Origin of the sequence: Kitasatospora sp. NBC_01560, assembly GCF_045208415.1 — a bacterium.
GTDB lineage: Bacteria > Actinomycetota > Actinomycetes > Streptomycetales > Streptomycetaceae > Kitasatospora.
On the sequence record NZ_CP109364.1, the window covers coordinates 5839519 to 5861989 of the forward strand.

Sequence of the window (22471 nt, forward strand, 5' to 3'; positions counted from 1 at the left end):
CCGAATTCGGCCGGGGCAGGTGTACGCGGGTTGCGGGTGATGCGACGATGGGACACATGGGGGATGTTGCGCGGCTGCTGACCGGCCGTCGGATCCGGCACTCCCCCTGGGGGCCCTCCTGGCCGCTGGCCGGGGGTGAGTGCCGCGACACTCTGGGGGAGCGGGAGTCGGCATGAGGCTGATCGGCAGGAGCGGGCCAGGGGCCAAGCCCGCGGCGACCACCGAGGCGGACACCGATGCCTGGTCGGAGAGTCCGGAGAACCACCCCGGGGCGCTGCCCGCCCAGCGCACCAGCGGCCTGACCGAGCGCCGGCCCGCCGGTGGCTACGGCCCCGACAGCCTGGTGCACGTCTCCGCCGGCCAGTTCGCCGCGGCCATCGGCCCGTACAGCGCCATGACCGAGGGCGCGGAGGCCGGCGACGGCCGTGACCCGGCCGGCTTCGACCCGGCCAGCTTCGAGACCGCCCTGGCAGCCCGTGAGCAGGCCGCCCTGGAGTCGCGGCACCGTCAGGCCGCCGACGACGGCGACCCGGACGCCGCCGGCCGGCTCGGCACCCTGCTGCTGCGCCGCGGCGACCTGGAGGACGCCGAACCGTACCTGCGCAACGCGGCCGCCGCCGGGCAGCGCGCGGCCGCCAACAACCTCGGGGTCCTGCTGCACCAGCAGGGTCACCGGGCCGAGGCCGCCCAGTGGTGGCGGCAGGCCGCGGTGGCCGGCAGCGCGCCCGCCGCGCACGCGCTCGGCCTCCAACTGCGCGACCAGGGCGAGGAGGAGGCCGCCGAGTACTGGCTGCACTTCGCCGCCGACCACGGCCACCCGCTGGGCGCCTACGCGCTGGGCGACCTGATGGAGCACCGGCGCGACGTGCGCGCCGAGCGCTGGTTCAAGGTGTCCGCCGACGCCGGGCACCGGGAGGCCGCCTACCGGCTGGCCCGGATGCGCGAGGCCGCGGGGGACAAGGAGACCGCCGAGGCCTGGTACCGCGTCGCGGCAGCCCGCAGCCACGCGCGCGCGGCGCTGCGGCTCGGCGTGCTGCTGGAGGAGCGGGCCGGCGGCGAGCCGGCCCTGCTGGACGAGGCCGCCCGCTGGTACCGGCAGTCGGCGCAGAACGGCGAGCCGCGGGCCGCCTGCGCCCTGGGCTTCCTGCTGCGCGACTCGGGGGACGCCGCGGCAGCCGCCGAGTGGTGGCTGGAGGCCGCCGAGGCCGGTGACGGCAACGCCGCGAACGCCCTGGGCGCGCTGCACGCCTCGCGCGGGGAGTCCGCCGAGGCCGAGCGCTGGTACCGCAGCGCCCTGGACGCCGGCGACCAGAACGGCGCCTTCAACCTCGGGCTGCTCTGCGCCGGCGCGGGCCGCGACCAGCAGGCCGAGCAGTGGTACCGCCGGGCCGCGTACGCCGGGCACCGGGAGGCCTGCAACGCGCTGGCCGTGGTGCTGCTCCAGCGGGGCGACGAGTCCGGCGCGGAGCCGTGGTTCTCCAAGGCCGCCGAGGCCGGCAGCGTCGACGGCGCCTTCAACCTGGGCGTCCTGCACGCCGGGCGCGGTGAGCAGCGGCAGGCGCAGGAGTGGTACGCGCGGGCCGCGGCCGAGGGCCACGGCGAGGCGGCGCTCCAGCTGGCGGTGGCGCAGGAGCAGCGCGGCAACCTGGCGGGTGCGCTGGAGCGCTACCGGCAGGCCGCGGCGGGCGGTTCGGCGGAGGGCGCGTTCCGGCTGGCCTCGGTGCTGGACCGGCGCGGCGACGCGGACGACGAGGCCGAGCACTGGTACGCGCTGGCGGCCGACGCCGGTCACCGGCGGGCGCAGGTGCGGATGGGCGTGCGGGCGGCCGAGCGGGGGGCGCTGGAGATCGCCGAGAGCTGGTACCGGCGGGCGGCCGCGGCGGGCAGCCGCAGCGCCGCGTTCAACCTCGGCCTGCTGCTGGCCCGGCAGGACAGCGAGGCCGAGGCGATGCTCTGGTACACCCGGGCCGCCGACGCGGGCCACGGCCGGGCCGCGCTGCGGCTCGCCCTGCTGGCGCTGCGCCGCGGCGAGCCGGTGCAGGCGGAGAACTGGTGCCGGCGGGCCGCCGACTACGGCCCTGCCGAGGTCGCGGAGCGGGCCGGCCGGCTGCTGGGCGCGCTGCACGCGGAACTCAGCGCGTAGCGGTACGCAGGAGCGCTCGCGGGGGAACGGGGGCGCGCGGGGGAAAGGCCGGGGAGGCCGTGGGAAGGCGGGGGAGAGAGACCGGGGGAGTGCGGGTCAGGGTCTGTTCGTACAGTCCGGACAGAGACCGCGGTAGGTGATCTCGGCCCCGGAGACGGTGAAGCCGAAGCGCTCGGTGGCGGGGAGGGCGGCCAGCGGGTCGCCCTGGGGGTGGACGTCGCGGATCGCGCCGCAGCCGGAGCAGACCAGGTGCTGGTGGGCGTGGTGCGCGTTGGGGTCGTACCGCTTGGCCCGGCCGTCGGTGGCGACCTCCAGCACCTCGCCGAGGCAGACCAGCTCGCCGAGCGTGTTGTAGACCGTCGCGCGGCTGATCTCGGGCAGGCGCTCCACGGCGCGGGCGTGCACCTCGTCCGCCGTGAGGTGGACGTGTTCTCCGTCGAGGACCTCGGCCACGACCCGGCGCTGCGAGGTCAGCCGCCACCCACGTCCGCGAAGTCGTTCCAGCAGGTCGCTCATGGGGACAGGGTAAGTCACTCTCCGAGATTGGTTCCAGTATTGACTTGGACAAAGTCCAAGTTAGGATCGAGTCCGTCACGATCGGATCACGCGGAGGCACCCTCTTATGACGACCCAGGACGAGCTGCGCCCCACCCTCACCACGGAGGCGGGTGCCCCCGTCGCCGACAACCAGAACACCGAGACCGCCGGTGTCGGCGGTCCGGCGCTGATCCAGGACCAGCTGCTCTTCGAGAAGCTCGCCCACTTCAACCGGGAGCGCATCCCGGAGCGCGTGGTGCACGCCCGCGGCGCGGCGGCGTACGGCACCTTCACGGTGACCGCCGACGTCACCGCCTACACCCGGGCCGGCTTCCTCGCCGAGATCGGCAAGCAGACCGAGACCTTCCTGCGGTTCTCCACCGTGGCCGGCAACCTCGGCTCGGCCGACGCCGTCCGCGACCCGCGCGGTTTCGCGCTGAAGTTCTACACCGAGGAGGGCAACTACGACCTCGTCGGCAACAACACCCCGGTGTTCTTCATCAAGGACGCCATCAAGTTCCCCGACTTCATCCACACCCAGAAGCGGGACCCGTACACCGGCTCGCAGGAGGCGGACAACGTCTGGGACTTCTGGGGCCTGTCGCCCGAGTCGACCCACCAGGTGACGTGGCTCTTCGGTGACCGCGGCATCCCGGCCACCTACCGCCACCTCAACGGCTACGGCTCGCACACCTACCAGTGGCAGAACGAGGCCGGCGAGTACTTCTGGGTCAAGTACCACTTCAAGACCGACCAGGGCATCAGGAACCTGACCCAGGACGAGGCCAACAAGCTCGCGGGCGAGGACCCGGACAGCCACCAGCGCGACCTGCGCGAGGCGATCGAGCGCGGGGAGTTCCCGAGCTGGACGGTGCAGGTCCAGATCATGCCGGCGGCGGACGCGGCGGCCTACCGCTTCAACCCGTTCGACCTGACCAAGGTCTGGCCGCACGAGGACTACCCGCCGATCGAGATCGGCAAGCTGGAGCTCAACCGCAACCCCGACAACGTCTTCGCCGAGGTCGAGCAGTCGATCTTCTCGCCGGCGCACTTCGTGCCCGGCATCGGGCCGTCCCCGGACAAGATGCTGCAGGGCCGCCTGTTCGCGTACGCGGACGCCCACCGCTACCGCGTCGGCATCAACGCCGACCACCTGCCGGTGAACCGCCCGCACGCCGCCGAGGCGCGCACCAACAGCCGCGACGGCCACCTGTACGACGGCCGGCACGGCCGCCAGAAGAACTACGAGCCCAACAGCTTCGGCGGCCCGGTGGAGACCGGCCGCCCGCTCTGGGCGCCGACCGCCGTCACCGGTGCCACCGGCACCCACGAGGCGCCCTCGCACGCCGAGGACAACGACTTCGTGCAGGCCGGCACCCTGTACCGGCTGTTCGGCGAGGACGAGAAGCAGCGGCTGATCGCCAACCTGGCCGGCTTCATCGCGAAGGTCTCGGCCGACCGCGAGGACATCGTCGAGCGGGCGATCGAGAACTTCCGCAAGGCCGACGCCGACTACGGGCAGCGCCTGGAGACGGCCGTCCGGGAGCTGCGCAAGCAGCAGTAGCAGGACCCCCCGAAGCAGCGGGCCCGGTGACCGGATGACCGGTCACCGGGCCCGCACCCATGCGGGGGAGCGGTCTCAGACGCTCAGCCGGCGCAGCGTCTCCTCGTGCAGCACGCCGTTGGAGGCGACCGCGTCGGCGCCGCCCGGGCCGGGCACGCCGTCCAGGCCGGTGAACCGGCCGCCGGCCTCCTCGACGATGATGCAGTTGGCGGCCATGTCCCACAGCGAGAGCTCGGGCTCGGCGGCGATGTCCACCGCCCCCTCGGCGACCATCATGTACGACCAGAAGTCGCCGTAGGCGCGCGTCCGCCAGCAGGCCCGGGTGAGGTCGAGGAACGGGTCGAGCCGGCCGCGCTCCTCCCAGCCGGAGAGCGAGGAGTACGAGAACGAGGCGTCCTCGATCCGGGAGACCCCGGAGACGTGGATCCGGGAGGCCTTGGTCAGGCTGCGGCCCGCGTAGGCGCCGAGGTCCTTGGCCGCCCACCAGCGGCGGTTCAGCGCGGGGGCGGAGACGATGCCCACCACCGGGCGTTCGACGCCGTCCGGGCCGTCCTCCAGCAGCGCGATCAGGGTGGCCCAGACCGGGACGCCGCGGATGTAGTTCTTGGTGCCGTCGATCGGGTCGACGACCCAGCGGCGCGGGCCGGAGCCCTGGAGGCCGAACTCCTCGCCGAGCACCGCGTCGCGCGGCCGGGCGCGCTGGAGAACCCCGCGCACCAGCTCCTCGGCCGCCTTGTCGGCGTCGCTGACGGGGGTGAGGTCGGGCTTGGTCTCGATCTTCAGGTCGAGCGCGCGGAACCGCTCCAGGGTGATCGAGTCGGCCGAGTCGGCGAGGACATGGGCGAGTCGGAGGTCGTCGTGGTAATCGGCCATGACCAAGACCCTAGCGAGCCGGTTCTGATCGGGACAGTCCGGCTCGCGGAGCGGGACCGGGCCCGGGCCGTCCGGTCGGGCGGGTGCCCGGGCCCGGGCGGGCTCAGTGGGCCGAGCCGCTGAGCTGGAGGCCGATCACGCCGGCGATCACCAGCGAGATCGACACCAGCTTGAGCACCGAGGTGGTCTCGTCCAGGAAGAGCATGCCGTAGATCGCCGTGCCGGCCGCGCCGATGCCGGTCCAGACCGCGTACGCGGGCCCGACCGGCAGGCTCTTCAGGGAGAGGGTGAGCAGGCCGAAGCTGCTGAGGGCGAAGACGCAGAAGCTGATGGTGGGCCAGAGCTTGGTGAAGCCGTCACTGAGCTTGAGGTTGATCGCGAAGCCGGTTTCCAGCAGACCGGCCAGGATCACCAGAGCCCATGCCATCGCGTGCTCTCCCTGTCGATCGAGGGTCGGGCGGCGGTCCGGCCGACTTTCCTATGATCACCAGGCTGGGCCGGTCCGACACCTCGAACGCGCGAAAACGGCCGGTCCGCGCGCGTCAGTCGCCCTCCCGGGCCTCCTTGCTGGCCAGCACGCGGCGCAGCGAGTAGAGCCGGGCCTGCTCGGCGTGGCCGTCCGCGACCCAGGCGTCCAGCGCGCAGTCCGGCTCGTCGTGGCTGCACGCGCGCGGGCAGTCCGCCGTGCCGGGCTCCAGGTCGGGGAAGGCGTGGATGACCCGGGACGGGTCGATGTGCGAGAGACCGAAGGAGCGGAACCCCGGGGTGTCGATCACCCAGCCCGGGTCGAGCGCCTTCTTCGAGCCCGGCTTGGCACCCGGGGGCGGCGGCAGCCGCAGCGCCAGCGCCGAGACGGTGGTGTGCCGGCCGCGGCCGGTCACCGCGTTGACGTGCCCGGTGGTGCGCTGGTGGGCCGGCACCAGTGCGTTGACCAGGGTGGTCTTCCCGACGCCGGAGTGGCCGATGAACACCGTCGAGCGCCCGCGCAGGTACGCGCGGACCGCCTCGGCGCCGGCGGTGGCCAGTTCGTCCCGCCTGGTCACCACGTAGGTGATGCCGAGCGGGGCGTAGGCCTCCAGCAGCGGCTCGGCCGGGGCCAGGTCGGACTTGGTGAGCACCAGCAGCGGCTCCATGCCGGCGTCGTACGCGGCCACCAGACAGCGGTCGATCAGCCGGGGCCGCGGCTCCGGGTCGGCCAGCGCCGTGACGATGGCGAGCTGCTGCGCGTTGGCGACGACGATCCGCTCGTACGGGTCGTCGTCGTCCGCGGTGCGCCGCAGGACGGAGCTGCGCTCCTCGACCCGGACGATGCGGGCCAGGGTGTCGGCGTCCCCGGAGAGGTCACCGACGATGTTGACGATGTCGCCCACCACCACGCCCTTGCGGCCCAGCTCGCGGGCCTTCATGGCGACGATCTCGCGTTCGTGCTTCGTCCCCGCGTCCAGCAGGCAGGTCAGCCGGCCGCGGTCGACGGTGAGCACCATCGCCTCGGCCGCGTCCTCGTGCTTGGGGCGGATCCTGGTCCGCGGCCGGGATCCCCGGCGCGCGGGGCGGTTGCGGATGTCGTCCTCGTCGGCGTCCTTGCCGTAACGGCGCATGTGCCCAGTCTCCCGCTCAGCCGCCCGCCACCACTCCGGAGAGCAACTCGTCCCACATCTTCGGGAAGTCCGGCAGGGTCTTGGCGGTGGTCGCCACGTTCTCCACCCGGACCCCCTCGACCGCCAGGCCGATCACCGCGGCGGCGGTGGCCAGCCGGTGGTCCTCGTAGGTGTGGAAGACGCCGCCGTGCAGCGTGCGCGGGCGGATCCGCAGGCCGTCCTCGGTCTCCGTGACGTCGCCGCCGAGGTCGTTGATCTCCTTGGCGAGCGCGGCCAGCCGGTCCGTCTCGTGCAGCCGCAGGTGGGCGATGCCGTACAGGTGGGACTCGGAGTCGGCGAGCGCGGCGACGGCGGCGATCACCGGGGTGAGCTCGCCGACGTCGTGCAGGTCGGCCTCGATGCCGTGGATCCGGCCGGTGCCGGTGAACTGCAGGCCCTCGTCGGTGAACTCGCAGACGCCGCCCATCTGCGTGTAGATGTCGCGCAGCTGGTCGCCGGGCTGGGTGGTGTGCTTCGGCCAGTCCCGGACGGTGACCCGGCCGCCGGTGACCAGCGCGGCCGCGAAGAACGGCGCGGCGTTGGAGAGGTCCGGCTCGACCACCATGTCGCGGCCGAGCAGGGCACCGGGGGTGACCCGCCAGACGTCCTTCTCGCCGCCGTCCTCGGGGGCGTCGACCTGGACGCCGGCCAGGCGCAGCATCTCGACCGTCATCCGGATGTGCGGCAGCGACGGCACCGGGCCGCCGACGTGGCGGACCTCGACGCCCTGGTTGTAGCGGGCGCCGGAGAGCAGCAGGGCGGAGACGAACTGCGAGGAGGACGAGGCGTCCAGCTCGACCGGGCCGCCGTCCAGCGCGCCGGTGCCGTGCACGGTGAGCGGGAAGGCACCGCGGCCGCCGTCGTCGATCCGGGCGCCGAGCGCGCGCAGCGCGTTGATCACGCCGTGCTGGGGGCGCTCGTAGCTGCGCGGGTCGCCGTCGAAGTGCACCGGGCCGTCGGCGAGGACGGCGAGCGGCGGGAGGAAGCGCATGACCGTGCCGGCGTTGCCGACGTCGACCGAGGCCGGGCCGCGCAGGGCCGGCGCCGGGATGACCCGCCAGGCCTCGCCGCCACCGAGGCCGCCGGAGTCGTTGTTGACCCGCTCCTCGATGCCGACGCCCAGGGCGCGCAGCCCGTCGGCCATCAGCTGGGAGTCGCGGCTGCGCAGCGGGCGCCGCACCCAGCCGGGCTCGTCGGCGAGCGCCGCCAGCACCAGGGCCCGGTTGGTGACCGACTTGGAGCCGGGGATGGTGACGGTGGCGTCAACGGGGGTGGTCGCGACGGGGGCGGGCCACAGGGTCTCGGTCATGGGGCAAGTTTAGGGGCCGTACGGGAACCGTCCGCGCGGCGGCCGGATGCCGGACGGCGGCTCGCGCCCCCGGCCCGGGGCGGGCGCCCTCGCCCGCGGGCGCGCGGCGCCGTGGCGTGCGCCCGCGGGTCAGCCGACGGCGAGCAGCCAGCTGGTGCCGAGGGCCAGGCAGGCCAGGGCGGTGACCAGGAAGAGGGTGATCCAGGCGAGCCCGGGGACGCCGGTGAGCCGGGCCAGCTGGTCGGCGTCGGAGTCCCGGGCCTGGCCGCGGCGGCGCTGCTGCTGGAGCTCCAGGACCGGCCGGACGGCGCCCAGCAGCAGGAACCAGCTGCCGAGGTAGGCGAAGCCCGCCTGGACCTCGGCGGTGCCGAACCAGGAAACCAGGAAGAACGCGCCGCCGGCCAGCAGGACGGAGAAGAAGCCGAAGGCGTTGCGGATCCGGACCAGCAGGGCCAGCAGCAGCGCGATGGCCAGCCAGAGCAGCAGGGTGATCCGGTCGGCGGCGAGCAGCGCGGCGCAGCCGAGGCCGAGCAGGGCCGGGGTGGTGTAGCCGGCGGCGGCGGTGAGCACCATGCCGGGGCCGGTCGGGCGCCCGTAGGAGAGGGTGAGGCCGGAGGTGTCGGAGTGCAGCCGGATGCCGGCCAGTTTGCGGCGGGTCAGGAGCGCGGCCAGGCCGTGGCCGCCCTCGTGGGCGATGGTCACGGCGTTGCGGCCGACCCGCCAGAGCGGTCGCACGGCCACCAGGACCAGGGCGGCGGCACCGGTGGCCAGGACGAGCCAGTCGGGCGGGGCGGGCTGGGTGCCGGTGACCCGGTCCCACACCTCGCCGATGCTCTGTACGTCCATGTCCGCCCTCCGCCTCCGTTCGCCCGCGCCGCGGGTGGCGGCCGGGGTGGCAGCCTCCCATGCGGGGACGGCCGGGCGGGAGGCCGCGGTTCGCTCCGTGGAATGAGGAAGTGGTGAGAACGGGCGGCGTGGCAAGCTGACGGCATGTGCGGTCGCTTCGCCTCCAGCAGCAAGCCCGAGGACATCGTCGAGCTGTTCGGCGTCCGGCAGTGGGATCCGGCCGAGACGCTGGCACCCAGCTGGAACGTCGCCCCGACCGAGAGCGCCTTCGTGGTGCTGGACCGGGTGCCCCGTGGGCAGGCCGAGCCGGTGCGCCAGCTGCGGGTGCTGCGCTGGGGCCTGGTGCCGCAGTGGGCGAAGTCGCCGGAGACGGCGGTGAAGATGATCAACGCCCGGGCCGACACCGTGCACGAGAAGCCCTCCTACCGGCAGGCCTTCGCGTCCCGGCGGTGCATCCTGCCGATCGACGGCTACTACGAGTGGCAGACGCTGCCGGGCGAGCGCGGCCGGCCGCGGAAGAAGCCGTTCTTCGTCTCCCGGACGGACGGCAGCCCGCTGGCGCTGGCCGGGCTGTACGAGTTCTGGCGCAACCGGGCGGTCCCCGCGGACCACCCGGAGGCCTGGCTGGTGACCTTCACCATCGTCACCACCGAGGCCGAGGAGCTGCTCGCCCCGATCCACGAGCGGATGCCGCTCTTCCTGGACCGGGAGTCCTTCGACGACTGGCTGGACCCGGGCCTGAGCGACCCGGACGAGCTGCGCCGGCTCCTGATACCCCCGCCGCCGGGCGTGCTGCGGGTCACCCCGGTCTCGCCGGCGGTCGGCAGCATCCGCAACAACGGGCCCGAGCTGACCCTGCCGTGGGACGAGGCCGAGCACGTCACCACCCTGTTCTGAGCCGCCGGCGCGGGCCGGTCTGCCCGACCTGACCTGACCTGACCTGGCTTGACCTGACACGGCCCGAGCCGATCCGAACCGAACCAGCACGGGAGCACCTGCACGATGACCGCCGAACTCGTCCCGACCCCGGTCGGGGACGCCCGGATCACCTGGCACCGCGCGGCGGGGCCGAAGGCCGTGCTGGCCCTCGGGCACGGCGCCGGCGGCGGGACCGGGGCCCGCGACCTGGTGGCGCTGGCCGCCGCGCTGCCGGACCGCGGGATCACCGTGGCCCTGGTCGAACAGCCCTGGCGGGTGGCCGGGAAGCGGCTCGGGCCGGCGCCGCGGACGCTGGACGAGGCGTGGACGCCGGTGGCCCTGCGGCTGGCCGGGGCGGGGCTGCCGCTGGTGGTCGGCGGGCGCAGCGCCGGCGCCCGGGTGGCCTGCCGGACCGGCGCGGCGACGGGCGCGGCCGGGGTGGTGGCGCTGGCCTTCCCGCTGCACCCGCCGGGCAAGCCGGAGAAGAGCCGGGCGGCGGAGCTGCTGGAGTCGGGGCTGCCGACGCTGGTGGTGCAGAGCGCGGCGGATCCGTTCGGCGGTCCGGACGAGTTCCCCGCGCTGCCGGCCGGGCACACGATGGTGCCGGTGCCGTACGGGAGCCACGGCTTCGAGGTGCCGAAGCGGGCGCCGGTGGGGCAGGACGAGGTGCTGGAGCTGATCACCGTGGCGGTCGGCGACTGGGTGCTGGCCCTGCTCTGAGCCGACGGGCGGCGGCCGGCGGGACCTCGGCGGCCCGCGGGACGGTGGCGCTCCGCTCGCCCGTTCGGGTGAAGATCGGCCCGGGGGCGGGAATGCGGGAGTCCCCGACGTGGTTGACACCCTCGTCAGCTTGAGTCCCGGTGGAAGGCAGCACAGATGGGTTCGATCGCGTGCCCCGAGCGGCCGGAGGAGCGCAAGGCCGCCGCGGCCTTCGCTCCCGAATGGTCGGAGTGGCTTGTCGCGGGCGAGAAGCCCGTCAGCCCGATATCCTCCATTTCGGGGCGGCCCGCAGTGGGCCGTGCCCGCCATGCCGAGGAGGTGGGTCCGGTCGTCGGGACCGAGCACGAGGCCGAGCCGGGCCGGGGCCCGGAGGAGGGCTTCCCCGCGGGGGAGGCGCTCACCGGTGAGGAGCTGGCCGAGGCGATCGGTGAGGACACCTTCCGGGTGTCGGCACAGGAGAGCGAGGAGGCCCGGCGGGAGCGCTTCGAGCGCGACGCCCTGGGCTACCTGGATCCGATGTACTCGGCGGCGCTGCGGATGACCCGCAACCCGGCCGACGCGGAGGACCTGCTCCAGGAGGCGTTCGCCAAGGCGTACGCGTCCTTCCACCAGTTCCGTGAGGGCACCAACCTCAAGGCCTGGCTGTACCGCATCCTCACCAACACGTTCATCAACTCGTACCGCAAGAAGCAGCGGGAGCCCCAGCGCACCGCGGCCGAGGAGATCGAGGACTGGCAGCTGGCCCGGGCGGAGTCGCACATGTCGACCGGCCTGCGGTCCGCCGAGACCCAGGCGCTCGACCACCTCCCGGACAGCGACGTCAAGGACGCCCTCCAGGCCATTCCGGAGGAATTCCGCATCGCCGTCTATCTCGCGGACGTCGAGGGCTTTGCGTACAAGGAGATCGCGGACATCATGGGTACTCCCATCGGTACGGTGATGTCCCGGCTGCACCGCGGCCGTCGTCAGCTGCGCGGCATGCTGGAGGATTACGCCCGTGAGCGCGGGCTCGTCCCGGCCGGCAGCGGGGCAGGGCAGGAAGCGAAGGGCTCGGGCTCATGAGCTGCGGCGATCCGCACGACACCGAGTGTGGCGAGGTCCTCGACCACCTCTACGAATTTCTCGACAACGAGATGGCCGAGGGCGACTACGCCAAGCTGCGGGTGCACTTCGAGGAGTGCTCGCCGTGCCTGGAGAAGTACGGCCTGGAGCAGGCGATCAAGGCGCTGATCAAGCGCTGCTGCGGGTGCGACGACACCCCGGCCGACCTGCGCGGCAAGGTCCTGGCCAGGATCGACTCGATCCGGGCCGGGCAGCGCTCCGGCGAGCCGGTGGTGGTCTCGGTCGACGTCACGGCGGAGGTGCACGGCGAGGCCGCCGGGCAGGACCGCCCGGTCCGGGAGGCCGCGACCGGTGACGCCGTCCAGGCTGCGGCCAGACCGGGCACCCCGGTCGAGGCGGGCGCTCAGGCGGAGTGACGCCGCGGCCGGCCCCGCGCGGCCGGCCCCACGGACGGACCCAACGGCCCCCGGAGCAGCGTGCTCCGGGGGCCGCTCCCATTCTGCTTGCGTGCGCCGTCACTCGTTCGAGTGAGTTGGTGGTGCGCCAACTGCGGCATTCCGCGATCATGCATCCCTGCACGGGACCAGCGGCCTATCCTCCTGACGAACGCTCACCGTCGGTTCCACCGGCGTGCCGGGCGGACCGGGCCAGTACGGCGGGGAGGTCGAGATCGCTACCGACAGTGGAGACGCGGACCTGCCGACGGCTGCGGCGCGCTACCTGGTGGCCGTGCCGGTGCTGGCGCTCTGCTGCCTGCTGCCGCTGCTGGCCGTGCCGCTGCTCCCCGCGCCGCTGCCGCCCGGCCTGCCGCGCTGGCTCGGCGCTCCGGTCGACTGGCCCAAGGTCGGCCTGCTGGCCTTCCTGCACGGGTGCTGGGAGTCGCTCGCCCAGGGGCTGCCCACACCCTGCCTGCGCCTCGTCCGGATCGTGCTGCGCCGGCCGCGGCTGTCCGTCCGGCCGCCGGCCAGGCCCTGCGTCAACGCCTTCTTCCCGGTGCTGTTCGCCGGCGTGCTGATGCTGCCGCCGGCCGCCGCCGCGCTGATCGCGGTGCCGCCCGCGCTGTTCGCCCCCGCCGAAGCCCACTGCCGGCGGCGGCAGTTGTGGAACGGCGCGCAGCTCGCCGTCTCCGCCTTCGCCTCCTCGGCCGTCTTCCACCTGCTGTCCGGCCCGCAGCTGCTGCTCGGCTCCCGGTTCCCGGCCGCGCTGCTGCCCGGCTTCGCCTGCCTCGCCGCCTTCTGCCTGGTCAACGGCGTGCTGGTGGGCGGCATGCTGGTGCTGGCCGAGGGCCGCGGGCCGCGGGTGCTGCTGCGCGGCCCGGCCATGGCGATCGGGCTGCCCGTCCTGGTGCACGCGGCCGGCGGGCTGATGGTCGCGGTGCTCTGGCAGGGCCCGTACGGGGCCTTCGCCGCGGTGCTGGCGCTGTTGCCGCTCTCCATCTCGGCGTGGGTGTTCGCCCAGGGGCACCGCGAGCGGGACGCCCACCAGGCCACCGTCCAGGCGCTGGTGCAGGCGGTCGAGATCAAGGACGCCTACACCCGGGGCCACAGCGAACGGGTCGGCCGGGCCGCGGTGCTGATCGCCGATCAGCTCGGCATGGAGTCCGAGCGGCTGCGCACCCTGCGGTTCGCCGGGATCCTGCACGACGTCGGCAAGCTCGGCGTCGCCACCGAGCTGCTCCGCAGAAACGGTCCCCTCACCGAGGCGGAGCGGCGGGCCGTCGAGGTGCACCCGGTGCACGGCTACGAGCTGGTCCGCGGGATCTCCTTCCTCGGCGAGGCGCACGCCGGGATCCTGCACCACCACGAGCGGATGGACGGCCGGGGCTACCCGAGCGGGCTGGTGGGCGACCAGATCCCCGAGTTCGCCCGGATCATCTCGGTCGCCGACGCCTTCGACTCGATGACCTCCACCCGCTCCTACCGGCGCGGCCGGCCGGTGACCGAGGCGGTGGCCGAGCTGGAGCGCTGCTCGGGCAGTCAGTTCGACCCGGTGATGGTCCGGGCGCTGGTCGAGGCGCTCGCCGGGTACGACTGGCAGCCGGTGCTGCCGGCGCCCGGCGACTGCATCCGCGCGGTGCCGGACATTCCGCTCGGCGTGCCCGAGCCGGTCCGGGCGGCCCCGCGCCGGGTGCCGGCGCAGGGCGGCACCGTGCCGACGGCCGGGCCGTCGTGATCGCGGCGACCGGCGGCGGTGCGCGGGCGCACCGGCGCCATCCGGGCCGCCCGGGGCGGGGCGGGCCCGGAGCGGGGGCGGAGCCGGTGCACGGGGGCACGCTGGCGGTGCACGGCGGGGCGCTCGCGCTGCTGACCCTGGCGTTCGGGGCGGTAGCGGTGCGCGGGGTCGCCGAACCGGGGGTGGCGCTGGCCTTCACCGTGCTGATCGCCCTCGGGGAGTGCGTCCGGATCACTCTTCCGGGCGACCGCGAGCAGGCGCCGATCGGGGCGGCCGGGGCCCTGGCGTACGCGCTGCTCGGACCGCTGCGCGGGCTGCCGACGGCGCACGGGGTGATCCAGGTGGTCGCGGTGACCGGGGCGGGCCTGCTGCTCGCCCTGGTACCGGCGCTGCTGTCGTCCGTCCTGCTGCCGCGCGGCGCCCGGCGGCACCGGTCCGCCCCGTGGCGGGACCGCGCCCGGTGGGACGGCGCCGCCCGGCGGCTGCTCGGCGCGGGCTTCGCGGCGGCGGTGTTCCAGCCGCTCTACAACAGCGGACTGGTCGACCGGATCTCGGCGTACGGGCCCGCGTACGGGGTGTTCCTGACCCTGGTGGCCGCGCTGGCCGCCCTCTGCGACGCCACCCTGGCGGCCGTACTGCGGAGGGACCGCAGCGGGCTGCGGTTCCCGGCGGCGCTGGAGGACGAGCTGCGGTCGCTGTTCGGGATCGGGACGGCGATCACCGCCACCGGGCTGCTGGTCAGCCTGGCCGCGGGCGAGGTGGGGCTCTGGGCGCTGCCGCTGTTCTGCGCGCCGCTGCTGCTGGCCCAGGTGTCGTTCCGGCGGGCCGCCGCCGTCCGGGCCACCACGGGGCAGACCATCGCGAGCCTGGCCCGGGCCACCGAGGTGGCCGGCTACACCCCGCCCGGCCATGCCCGCCGGGTCGCCGACACGGCGTGCGCGGTCGGGCGCGAGCTGGGGCTGGGCACCCGGGAGCTCGCCCTGCTGGAGTACGCGGCGCTGATGCACGACGTCGGGCAGCTGTCGCTGGTCGAGCCGGTGCCGGACGGTGCGACGGCGCTGCTGCCGGACGAGGAGCAGCAGCGGATCGCCCGCCTGGGCAGCGAGGTGATCCGGCGGACGGGGGTGCCGCGGCAGGTGGCCGAGCAGGTCGCCCGGCTGGCCGATCCCTGGAGCGGGCGGCCGGACGAGGACGGCCCGGCGGTGCCGCTGGCGGCGCGGATCATCCGGGTGGCCAACGCGCACGACGACCTGCTGACGGCGGCGCGGGGCCGCGGGGTGGGCGAGGCGGTGGGCCGTCTGGAGGTGCTGGAGCTGCTCCGGCTGGGGCGCGGGCGGGTCTACGACGCCCGGGTGGTCGACGCGCTGGTCCGGGTGCGCGGGTAGGGCCCGTGGCAGGCGGCCGGGCCCGGTCCGCGCGGCGGGCCGGGCCGGCCCCGCGGGCGGTCGACCGGAGGCGGTCCGGTCCCTGGGGTTGAGGCCACGCGGCGGGGCGGGCAGGCTGGGTAGGGGCGCGGGCCGGCCGCGGGGGCAACCGCGGCGGTGGGGAGCGCAGGCGGCGGCGGGCGTGGTTGGATGCGGTCGTAGCGTGGAACACCGACCCGGGGTACCGGGCCCGTGACGCGGGAGCGGATACGGGACTTGAGCGGACGACGACGGCAGGGACGAACGTGAGGATCTTCCACCGGGCACGGCACCGGCCGTCCGCCACCTGGCGGCAGACGACCGACCGGGCTTTCACGCTGATCGGCGACGGCCGGTTCGAGGACGCGGGTGCCCTGCTGGTGATGGCGGCCGACCTGGAGCCCTGGCTGTCGGACTCCTGGTTCAACCTGGCGCTGCTGCACAAGTTCCGCCGGGACTGGGAGCAGGCGCGTTCGGCCGGGCTGCGGGCGGTGGCACTGCTGGACCGCGAACAGGGCGCCCCGGACTGGTGGAACCTGGGGATCACCGCGACGGCGCTGCAGGACTGGCCGCTGGCCCGGCGGTCCTGGCAGGCGTACGGGCTGCGGCTGCCGGGCGGCCCCGGGGTGCAGCCGGACGGCCCGGTCAGCCTGGACCTCGGGACGACGCCGGTGCGGCTGTCGCCGGAGGGCGAGTCCGAGGTGGTCTGGGGCCGGCGGCTGGACCCGGCCCGGATCGAGGTGCTGTCGATCCCGCTGCCGTCCTCCGGCCGGCGCTGGGGCGAGGTGGTGCTGCACGACGGCGCCCCGCACGGCGAGCGGGTCACGGACGGTGTGGCCTACCCGGTGTTCGACGAGATCGAGCTGTGGGCGCCGTCCCCCGTGCCGACGTACGTGGTGCTGCTGCAGGCCGCCACCGCCCAGGACCGGGACGCGCTGGAGGGCCTGGTCGCGGACGCGGGCTACGCGGCGGAGGACTGGACGTCCTCGGTGCGGCTGCTCTGCCGCGCCTGTTCGGAGAGCCGGATGGCCTCGGACGACGGGCACACGGCGCACCACGATCCGCACGACGACGGGGACGCGGCCCATCCGGGGCACCTGAGCCATCTGAGCCAGGGCGCGGGCGGGATGTCCTGGCTGGTCGAGCGGGAGTGCGGGATCGCGGCGCCGGCCGGTGTGGTCCGGACCCTGCTGGACCGCTGGGTCTCGGCCGCTCCGGGGGCGCGGGCCTACCGGGATCTCGAAGAGGTCTGCTGAGCGGGCCGCTTACCCTTGACCGGTATCCCCCGGACACCGAAGCGGAAGAACAGCGATGGCTGAGCAGCACGACCACGAGCACGACCACGACCACGAGCACGACCACGAGTCCGCGCAGGGCGAGGACCGGCCGGTGAAGGTGGTCGGCGAGGAGCCGGACCTCTCGAAGGGCACCGCGCGCCCGATCACCGTGTACGGCAACCCGGTGCTGCACCGGGAGGTCAAGGACGTCACCGCGTTCGACGGTGAGCTGTCGGCCCTGATCGACGACATGTTCCAGTCGATGTACGCGGCGGAGGGCGTGGGCCTCGCCGCCAACCAGGTCGGCGTGGACCTCAAGGTCTTCGTCTACGACTGCCCGGACGACGAGGGCGTGCGCCACATCGGCCACGTCGTCAACCCGGTGCTGGAGGAGCTGCCCGCCGGCGGCCGGCGGGTGCTGGACGACGGCAACGAGGGCTGCCTCTCGGTGCCGACCGCGTACGCCGAACTGCCGCGCCCCGACTACGCGGCGGTGACCGGCCAGGACAAGGACGGCAACCCCGTCCGCGTCGAGGGCACCGGCTTCTTCGCCCGCTGCCTGCAGCACGAGACGGACCACCTGTACGGGTTCCTCTACATCGACAAGCTGTCGAAGCGGGACCGCAAGGACGCGCTGCGGCAGATGGCCGAGGGCACGCCGCGGTACGCGACCGTCCCCAACGCCTGACGGTCCGCCGAAGGCCGGTGCGGGGTGACCGCACCGGCCTTCGTGCTGCCCGGGCGCCGCGGGCCCGGGCCGCGGCGCGCCGGCCGGCCTCAGCGCTTGGTGCCGTCCACGATGACCGGCGTGCCGTTGCTGCCGCAGGGGCTGGCGTAGACGGGGTTCTTCTCGGCGGCGGCCTTGAAGGCCTCGATGCACTGGCTCAGCAGGATCTTGTCGGTGAGCGAGTTGGCGATCGCGGCGTTGGCGGCGGCGGTGCTGTCGGCGTCGATCTTGCGCTTCTCGGCCTCGGCCTTGGCCGTGCGCACGGCCGCCTCCGCCTGGGCGGTGGCCTGGTCCTGCTGGATCTTCTGGTCGATGGCCTTCTGCAGGCCGTCGCTCGGCCGGACGTTGCGCAGGTTGACGCCGTTGACGAGGATGCCGCGCGGGGCCAGCCGGGCGGTGATCAGCTTGTCGATCTCGGCGGCGATGGCCTCCCGCTGGGAGCTGTAGCCCTCGACGCCGGTGTGCCGGGCGAAGACGTTGCGGACGATCTCCCGGCTGTCCGGGTAGACCAGGCGCTGCTGGACGGCGTCGGCGCTGCCGGCCAGCTTGTACAGCTCGGTGGTGTGCTCGGGGTCGATCGACCACTTCACCGTGAGGTCGGCGTACAGCACCCCGCCCTCGGAGGAGCGGACCTCGACGGTGGAGTCACCGGTCAGGTCGAGATCGGTGGGGCGGGTCGAGAAGGTGGTCACGTCGGTCAGCGGTGACTTGAGGTGGAGGCCCGGCTGCCAGGTGCGGCCGACCTTGCCGAGGCTGGTGGGCACCGCGACCTCGGTCGGTTCGACCACGTGGACGAAGGTGGTGAGCCCCAGCAGCAGCCCGAGGGCGCCGGCGAGGATGCCGCCGAGGGTGACCGGCCAGGAGCCGATCCCGCGCCACCGGAGTATGAGCAGGCCGAGGCCGACGGCCAGGAACAGCAGGGACAGGACGAGCATGGTGGGGCCCCCGGGGCTGGAGTGATCAGCGTGGACGGCCGCAGCCTAGGCAGCCGGCCCCTGCTCCGGAGTCGCTTCAGATGATGTTCATACGATCAACCCCGCGGGTTGGCCATCAGCGCCCACCCCGGCCCTGCCGGTGCCCGCCTGTCAGATGTTGTCGAGCCAGAAGAGCGGGATCCGCAGCAGGGCGCCCGGAGCGCCGGCGCCGAAGCCGGTCACCATGGCCTGGCCGATCGCGACGTCGGTGGGGTCGACGCCCTGGGACCACGTCACCCGGGCGTCCAGGCCGGGGATCGAACGGCCCGGGGCCCACGCGCGCAGGGTGCCGCGCGCCCGGGCGAGGAGCACCCCGTTGCGCCACAGCTCGGCCCGGCGCAGGGCGGTCGGCCGCAACTCGTAACTGCGGTCGCCCACCAGGGCGGTGCGGGTGCGCGACGCCCGCCTCGGGTCCCAGCCGCTGCTCTTCCGGCCCGTCGGTACGTGATGCCCGTTGACGGTCATCGCGCCGTGGTCGCGGTCGGGCACGAGGGTGACGCCCGGGATTCCCGCCCCGTGCAGGCGCGCGACGACCGACGGCCAGCGGTCGTAGTCGATCTGTATCCGCCCGAACGGGCTGTCGACCACGTGCTGTTGGGACAGGGGTACCTTGCGACGCGACATGTTCGGGCTGCTCCTGGACACCGGGGATCCGACAACGGAGCTGCCGCGGGTGAGGGGCTCTCACCTGCGACAGCTCCGCTGCCTACGGGACGCTGTTGTGCTGGAAGTCGGCTGTGCTGGTAGCCGTCTTCTGGTAGCCGTCTTCTAGAAGTCGTCGTCGAAGGCGACCGAGCCCTCGACGGCGACCTGGTACGCCGACACACGGCGCTCGAAGAAGTTGGTCAGCTCCTGGACGTTCTGGAGTTCCATGAAGCCGAACGGGTTCGTCGAGCCGTACCGGATCGGCATGCCCAGGCGGGCGAGGCGCTGGTCGGCCACGGCCTGGAGGTACTCGCGCATCGACGCGGTGTTCATGCCGGGCAGGCCCTCGCCGCAGAGGTCCTGGGCGAACTGGAGCTCGGCCTCGACGGCTTCCTCCAGCATCTCGGTGACCTGCTGGGCCATCTTGTCGTCGAAGAGGTCGGGCTCCTCCTCGCGCACGGTGTCCACCACCGACATCGCGAAGTCCATGTGCATGGACTCGTCGCGGAACACCCAGTTGGTGCCCGTCGCGAGCCCGTGCAGCAGGCCGCGCGAGCGGAACCAGTACACGTAGGCGAAGGCGCCGTAGAAGAACAGGCCCTCGACGCAGGCCGCGAAGCAGATCAGGTTCAGGAGGAACGCGCGGCGGTCGTCCTTGGTCTGCAGCGAGTCGATGTGGTCGACCGCGTTCATGTACTTGAAGCAGAACTGGGCCTTCTGGTGGATGGAGGGGATGTTCTCCACCGCGGCGAAGGCCGCGTTGCGGTCCTCCGGGTCCGGAAGGTAGGTGTCCAGCAGCGTCAGGTAGAACTGGACGTGCACGGCCTCCTCGAACAGCTGGCGCGACAGGTAGAGCCGCGCCTCCGGGGAGTTGATGTGCTTGTAGAGGCTCAGCACCACGTTGTTGGAGACGATCGAGTCACCGGTGGCGAAGAAGGCGACCAGCCGGCCGATCATGTGCCGCTCGCCCTCGCTCAGCTTGGCGAGGTCGGCGACGTCGGAGTGCAGGTCCACCTCCTCGACGGTCCAGGTGTTCTTGATCGCGTCCCGGTACCGGTCGTAGAACGACGGGTAGCGCATCGGGCGCAGGGTCAGCTCGAACCCGGGGTCGAGCAGCATCTTCTCGCGGTCGGGGGTGCTCACTGGCAGGCCTCGCAGGACTCGGGGTTCTCCAGGGAGCAGGCCAGCGCGGCCTCCTCCTCCGGGGTGAGGGTCGGGGCGCCCACGCTCACCGGGCCGGCCGGCACCGGGACGGCGGCGCGCGCGGTGCCGGACGCGGCCTGCGCGATCCGGGTCGCCGGGCGCGAGCGCAGGTAGTACGTGGTCTTCAGGCCGACCTTCCAGGCGTACGCGTACATCGAGCTGAGCTTGCCGATGGTGGGCGCGGCCATGAAGAGGTTCAGCGACTGGCTCTGGTCGAGGTACGGCATACGGGCCGCGGCCAGGTCGATCAGCGCGCGCTGGGGCAGCTCCCAGGCCGTCCGGTAGAGCGAACGGACCTCGGCGGGCAGCCAGTTGAGCTCCTGGACGGAGCCGTTGGCGTCGCGCAGCGCGTCCCGGGTCTGCTGGTCCCAGACGCCCAGGTCCTTGAGCTCGCGCACCAGGTACGGGTTGACCTGGAGGAACTCGCCGGAGAGGGTCTCGCGCTTGAACAGGTTGGAGACCTGCGGCTCGATGCACTCGTAGACGCCGGCGATCGAGGCGATCGTGGCCGTCGGCGCGATGGCCAGCAGCAGCGAGTTGCGCAGACCGGTCTCGGCGATCCGCACGCGCAGCTCGGCCCAGCGGCCGGCCCACTCGGGCGCGGCGCTCGGGAAGTGGTCGATGTGCAGCTCGCCGCGGGCGGCACGGGTCTCGCCGTACGCCTCGTGGCGGCCCAGCTGCTCGGCCAGGTCGGCGGAACGCTCGTACGCGGTGAGCATGATGCGCTCGGCGATCAGCGTGGAGAGCCGCTTGGCCTCGGCGGAGTCGAAGTCGATCCGCAGCTGGAAGAAGACGTCCTGGAGGCCCATCACGCCCAGGCCCACCGGGCGCCAGCGCGAGTTGGACGCGCCGGCCTCGGGGGTCGGGTAGAAGTTGATGTCCACCACGCGGTCCAGGAAGGTCACGGCGGTGCGGACGGTGGCGTCCAGCCGGTCCCAGTCCATCGCGTTCAGCAGGTCGGCGGCGGTGGCACCGGCGGCGACGTGCGCGCCGAGGTTGACCGAGCCGAGGTTGCAGACGGCGGTCTCGGAGTCGTCCGTGACCTCCAGGATCTCGGTGCAGAGGTTGGAGGAGTGCACGGTGCGACCGGGCAGCGCGGTCTGGTTGGCGGCGCGGTTGGAGGCGTCCTTGAAGGTCATCCAGCCGTTGCCGGTCTGCGCCAGGGTGCGCATCATCCGGGCGTAGAGGGTCTGCGCGGGGATGGTGCGGACGGCCTTGCCGGCCAGCTCGGCCTTGCGGTACGCCTCGTCGAAGTCGGCGCCCCAGAGGTCGACCAGCTCGGGCACGTCGGCCGGGGAGAAGAGCGACCAGTCGGCGTTGGCGTTGACCCGGCGCATGAACTCGTCCGGGATCCAGTGCGCCAGGTTGAGGTTGTGCGTGCGGCGCGCCTCCTCACCGGTGCTGTCGCGCAGCTCCAGGAACTCCTCGATGTCCGCGTGCCAGGTCTCCAGGTAGACGCAGGCCGCGCCCTTGCGGCGGCCGCCCTGGTTGACGGCGGCGACCGAGGAGTCGAGGGTGCGCAGGAACGGGACGATGCCGTTGGACTTGCCGTTGGTGCCCCGGATCAGGCTGCCGCGGGAGCGGATCCGCGAGTAGGAGAGGCCGATGCCGCCGGCGTGCTTGGAGAGGCGGGCGATCTGGGCGTACCGGGAGTAGATCGAGTCCAGGTTGTCCAGCGGCGAGTCGAGCAGGTAGCAGCTCGACATCTGCGGGTGCTTGGTGCCGGAGTTGAAGAGGGTCGGCGAGGAGGTCAGGTACTCCAGCCGACTCATCAGGCGGTACAGCTCGGCCACCTCGCGCACCGACTGCTCGTTGTCGCCGACCGCCAGGCCACAGGCGACGCGGAGCAGGAAGTGCTGCGGGGTCTCGACCACCTTGCGGGTGATCGGGTGGCGCAGCAGGTAGCGGGACTGCACGGTGCGCAGGCCGAAGTACTCGAAGCGGTCGTCGCCCTGCGGGTCGACCAGCGCGTCCAGGGTGTCTGCGTGCTTGGCGACGAAGGCCGCGGTGGTGTCGCCGATCAGGCCCTCGGCGTGGCCGACGGCGATCGAGGCGGAGAAGCAGACCGAACCCTGGCCGACCGCCTCGTCGACGATCTCCAGTGCGAGCAGGCGGGAGGCCAGCTTCGAGTACTGCGGGTCCTCGGCGATCATCGACGCTGCGGCGTCCACGGCCAGCCCGCGCAGCTCGGCGAAGTCCGAGCCGGCGTGGCGGCCGCGCAGCGCGGCGGCGGCGACATGGCCGGGGTCCACCTGCGGCAGGTCGACACTGCGGTCGGTCAGCAGCCGGAGCAGCGCGCCGCCCGGGTCGGAGACCGTCGGGACGGCGGGGGAACCCTGGGCGGGCAGGGTGACTGAGGCAGCGGTGGTCAAGGCGCTCTCTCCTGGCGGCGATCGGCGGCTGTGGATCGGGGGGCGCCGGGCCGTTCGGGGCAGGGGAGCACGGCGCGACGGCCGGAAGG

At 73.6% G+C, this 22471-nt stretch carries 20 protein-coding genes; 10 read left to right on the forward strand and 10 right to left on the reverse strand.

The window, feature by feature from the left end; all coding sequences use genetic code 11:
• Positions 1–394 precede the first annotated feature (394 nt).
• Positions 395–2143 carry a sel1 repeat family protein gene (locus OH807_RS25535; RefSeq protein ID WP_406211168.1) on the forward strand — a complete coding sequence of 583 codons (1749 nt, stop codon included), beginning with the start codon at positions 395–397 and terminating at the stop codon, positions 2141–2143.
• A 96-nt stretch (positions 2144–2239) separates the two neighbouring features.
• On the opposite strand, the gene OH807_RS25540 is transcribed toward OH807_RS25535, so the two are convergent.
• Positions 2240–2659, reverse strand: coding sequence for a Fur family transcriptional regulator (locus OH807_RS25540; protein WP_406202913.1), 420 nt, complete (start codon positions 2657–2659; stop codon positions 2240–2242).
• 106 nt (positions 2660–2765) lie between these two features.
• Between OH807_RS25540 and OH807_RS25545 the strand changes: the two genes are divergently transcribed.
• A complete protein-coding gene (locus OH807_RS25545) occupies positions 2766–4244 on the forward strand; it encodes a catalase (RefSeq protein WP_406202915.1) in 1479 nt (492 codons plus the stop codon).
• A 75-nt stretch (positions 4245–4319) separates the two neighbouring features.
• Here OH807_RS25545 and hisN read toward each other — a convergent pair whose 3' ends face one another.
• The 5 genes from hisN to OH807_RS25570 all read right to left on the reverse strand — a co-directional run bounded on the left by hisN (position 4320) and on the right by OH807_RS25570 (position 8909).
• Positions 4320–5117 carry a histidinol-phosphatase gene (gene hisN, locus OH807_RS25550; RefSeq protein WP_406202917.1) on the reverse strand — a complete coding sequence of 266 codons (798 nt, stop codon included), beginning with the start codon at positions 5115–5117 and terminating at the stop codon, positions 4320–4322.
• Positions 5118–5220: 103 nt separating this feature from the next.
• Positions 5221–5544: a DMT family transporter gene (locus OH807_RS25555; protein ID WP_406202919.1), complete on the reverse strand. Its 324-nt coding sequence runs from the start codon at positions 5542–5544 to the stop codon at positions 5221–5223.
• Positions 5545–5659: 115 nt separating this feature from the next.
• On the reverse strand, positions 5660–6715 hold the full coding sequence (rsgA, locus tag OH807_RS25560; protein WP_406202921.1) for a ribosome small subunit-dependent GTPase A: 1056 nt from the start codon (positions 6713–6715) through the stop codon (positions 5660–5662).
• Positions 6716–6731: 16 nt separating this feature from the next.
• On the reverse strand, positions 6732–8063 hold the full coding sequence (aroA, locus tag OH807_RS25565; RefSeq protein ID WP_406202923.1) for a 3-phosphoshikimate 1-carboxyvinyltransferase: 1332 nt from the start codon (positions 8061–8063) through the stop codon (positions 6732–6734).
• A gap of 129 nt (positions 8064–8192) precedes the next feature.
• Positions 8193–8909, reverse strand: coding sequence for a M50 family metallopeptidase (locus OH807_RS25570; RefSeq protein WP_406202925.1), 717 nt, complete (start codon positions 8907–8909; stop codon positions 8193–8195).
• Between the two features lie 144 nt (positions 8910–9053).
• On the opposite strand from OH807_RS25570, the gene OH807_RS25575 reads away from it, so the two are divergent.
• From OH807_RS25575 to def, 8 genes are all read left to right on the forward strand, one after another.
• On the forward strand, positions 9054–9806 hold the full coding sequence (locus tag OH807_RS25575) for an SOS response-associated peptidase (protein ID WP_406202927.1): 753 nt from the start codon (positions 9054–9056) through the stop codon (positions 9804–9806).
• Between the two features lie 105 nt (positions 9807–9911).
• Positions 9912–10547 (forward strand): alpha/beta family hydrolase, encoded by a 636-nt coding sequence (locus tag OH807_RS25580; RefSeq protein WP_406202929.1) that lies wholly within the window; start codon positions 9912–9914, stop codon positions 10545–10547.
• Positions 10548–10865: 318 nt separating this feature from the next.
• A complete protein-coding gene (locus tag OH807_RS25585; RefSeq protein WP_406211169.1) occupies positions 10866–11609 on the forward strand; it encodes a sigma-70 family RNA polymerase sigma factor in 744 nt (247 codons plus the stop codon).
• Positions 11606–12025 carry a mycothiol system anti-sigma-R factor gene (gene rsrA, locus OH807_RS25590; protein ID WP_406202931.1) on the forward strand — a complete coding sequence of 140 codons (420 nt, stop codon included), beginning with the start codon at positions 11606–11608 and terminating at the stop codon, positions 12023–12025. Before OH807_RS25585 ends, rsrA begins: the two co-directional genes overlap by 4 nt.
• 280 nt (positions 12026–12305) lie before the next feature.
• On the forward strand, positions 12306–13781 hold the full coding sequence (locus OH807_RS25595; RefSeq protein WP_406211170.1) for an HD-GYP domain-containing protein: 1476 nt from the start codon (positions 12306–12308) through the stop codon (positions 13779–13781).
• An 86-nt stretch (positions 13782–13867) separates the two neighbouring features.
• The gene (locus OH807_RS25600) at positions 13868–15166 is read left to right on the forward strand and encodes an HD-GYP domain-containing protein (protein ID WP_406202933.1); all 1299 of its coding nucleotides are present in this window, start codon (positions 13868–13870) and stop codon (positions 15164–15166) included.
• A gap of 284 nt (positions 15167–15450) precedes the next feature.
• The gene (locus OH807_RS25605; RefSeq protein ID WP_406202935.1) at positions 15451–16440 is read left to right on the forward strand and encodes a tetratricopeptide repeat protein; all 990 of its coding nucleotides are present in this window, start codon (positions 15451–15453) and stop codon (positions 16438–16440) included.
• 55 nt (positions 16441–16495) lie between these two features.
• Positions 16496–17149 carry a peptide deformylase gene (gene def, locus OH807_RS25610; RefSeq protein WP_406202937.1) on the forward strand — a complete coding sequence of 218 codons (654 nt, stop codon included), beginning with the start codon at positions 16496–16498 and terminating at the stop codon, positions 17147–17149.
• Positions 17150–17238: 89 nt separating this feature from the next.
• Here def and OH807_RS25615 read toward each other — a convergent pair whose 3' ends face one another.
• The 4 genes from OH807_RS25615 to OH807_RS25630 form a co-directional block, all read right to left on the reverse strand.
• A complete protein-coding gene (locus tag OH807_RS25615; RefSeq protein WP_406202939.1) occupies positions 17239–18123 on the reverse strand; it encodes a prohibitin family protein in 885 nt (294 codons plus the stop codon).
• 150 nt (positions 18124–18273) lie between these two features.
• A complete protein-coding gene (locus OH807_RS25620) occupies positions 18274–18786 on the reverse strand; it encodes a hypothetical protein (RefSeq protein WP_406202941.1) in 513 nt (170 codons plus the stop codon).
• Positions 18787–18930: 144 nt separating this feature from the next.
• On the reverse strand, positions 18931–19926 hold the full coding sequence (locus OH807_RS25625; RefSeq protein ID WP_406211172.1) for a ribonucleotide-diphosphate reductase subunit beta: 996 nt from the start codon (positions 19924–19926) through the stop codon (positions 18931–18933).
• A 20-nt stretch (positions 19927–19946) separates the two neighbouring features.
• The gene (locus OH807_RS25630; RefSeq protein WP_406211173.1) at positions 19947–22358 is read right to left on the reverse strand and encodes a ribonucleoside-diphosphate reductase subunit alpha; all 2412 of its coding nucleotides are present in this window, start codon (positions 22356–22358) and stop codon (positions 19947–19949) included.
• Positions 22359–22471: the final 113 nt, after the last annotated feature.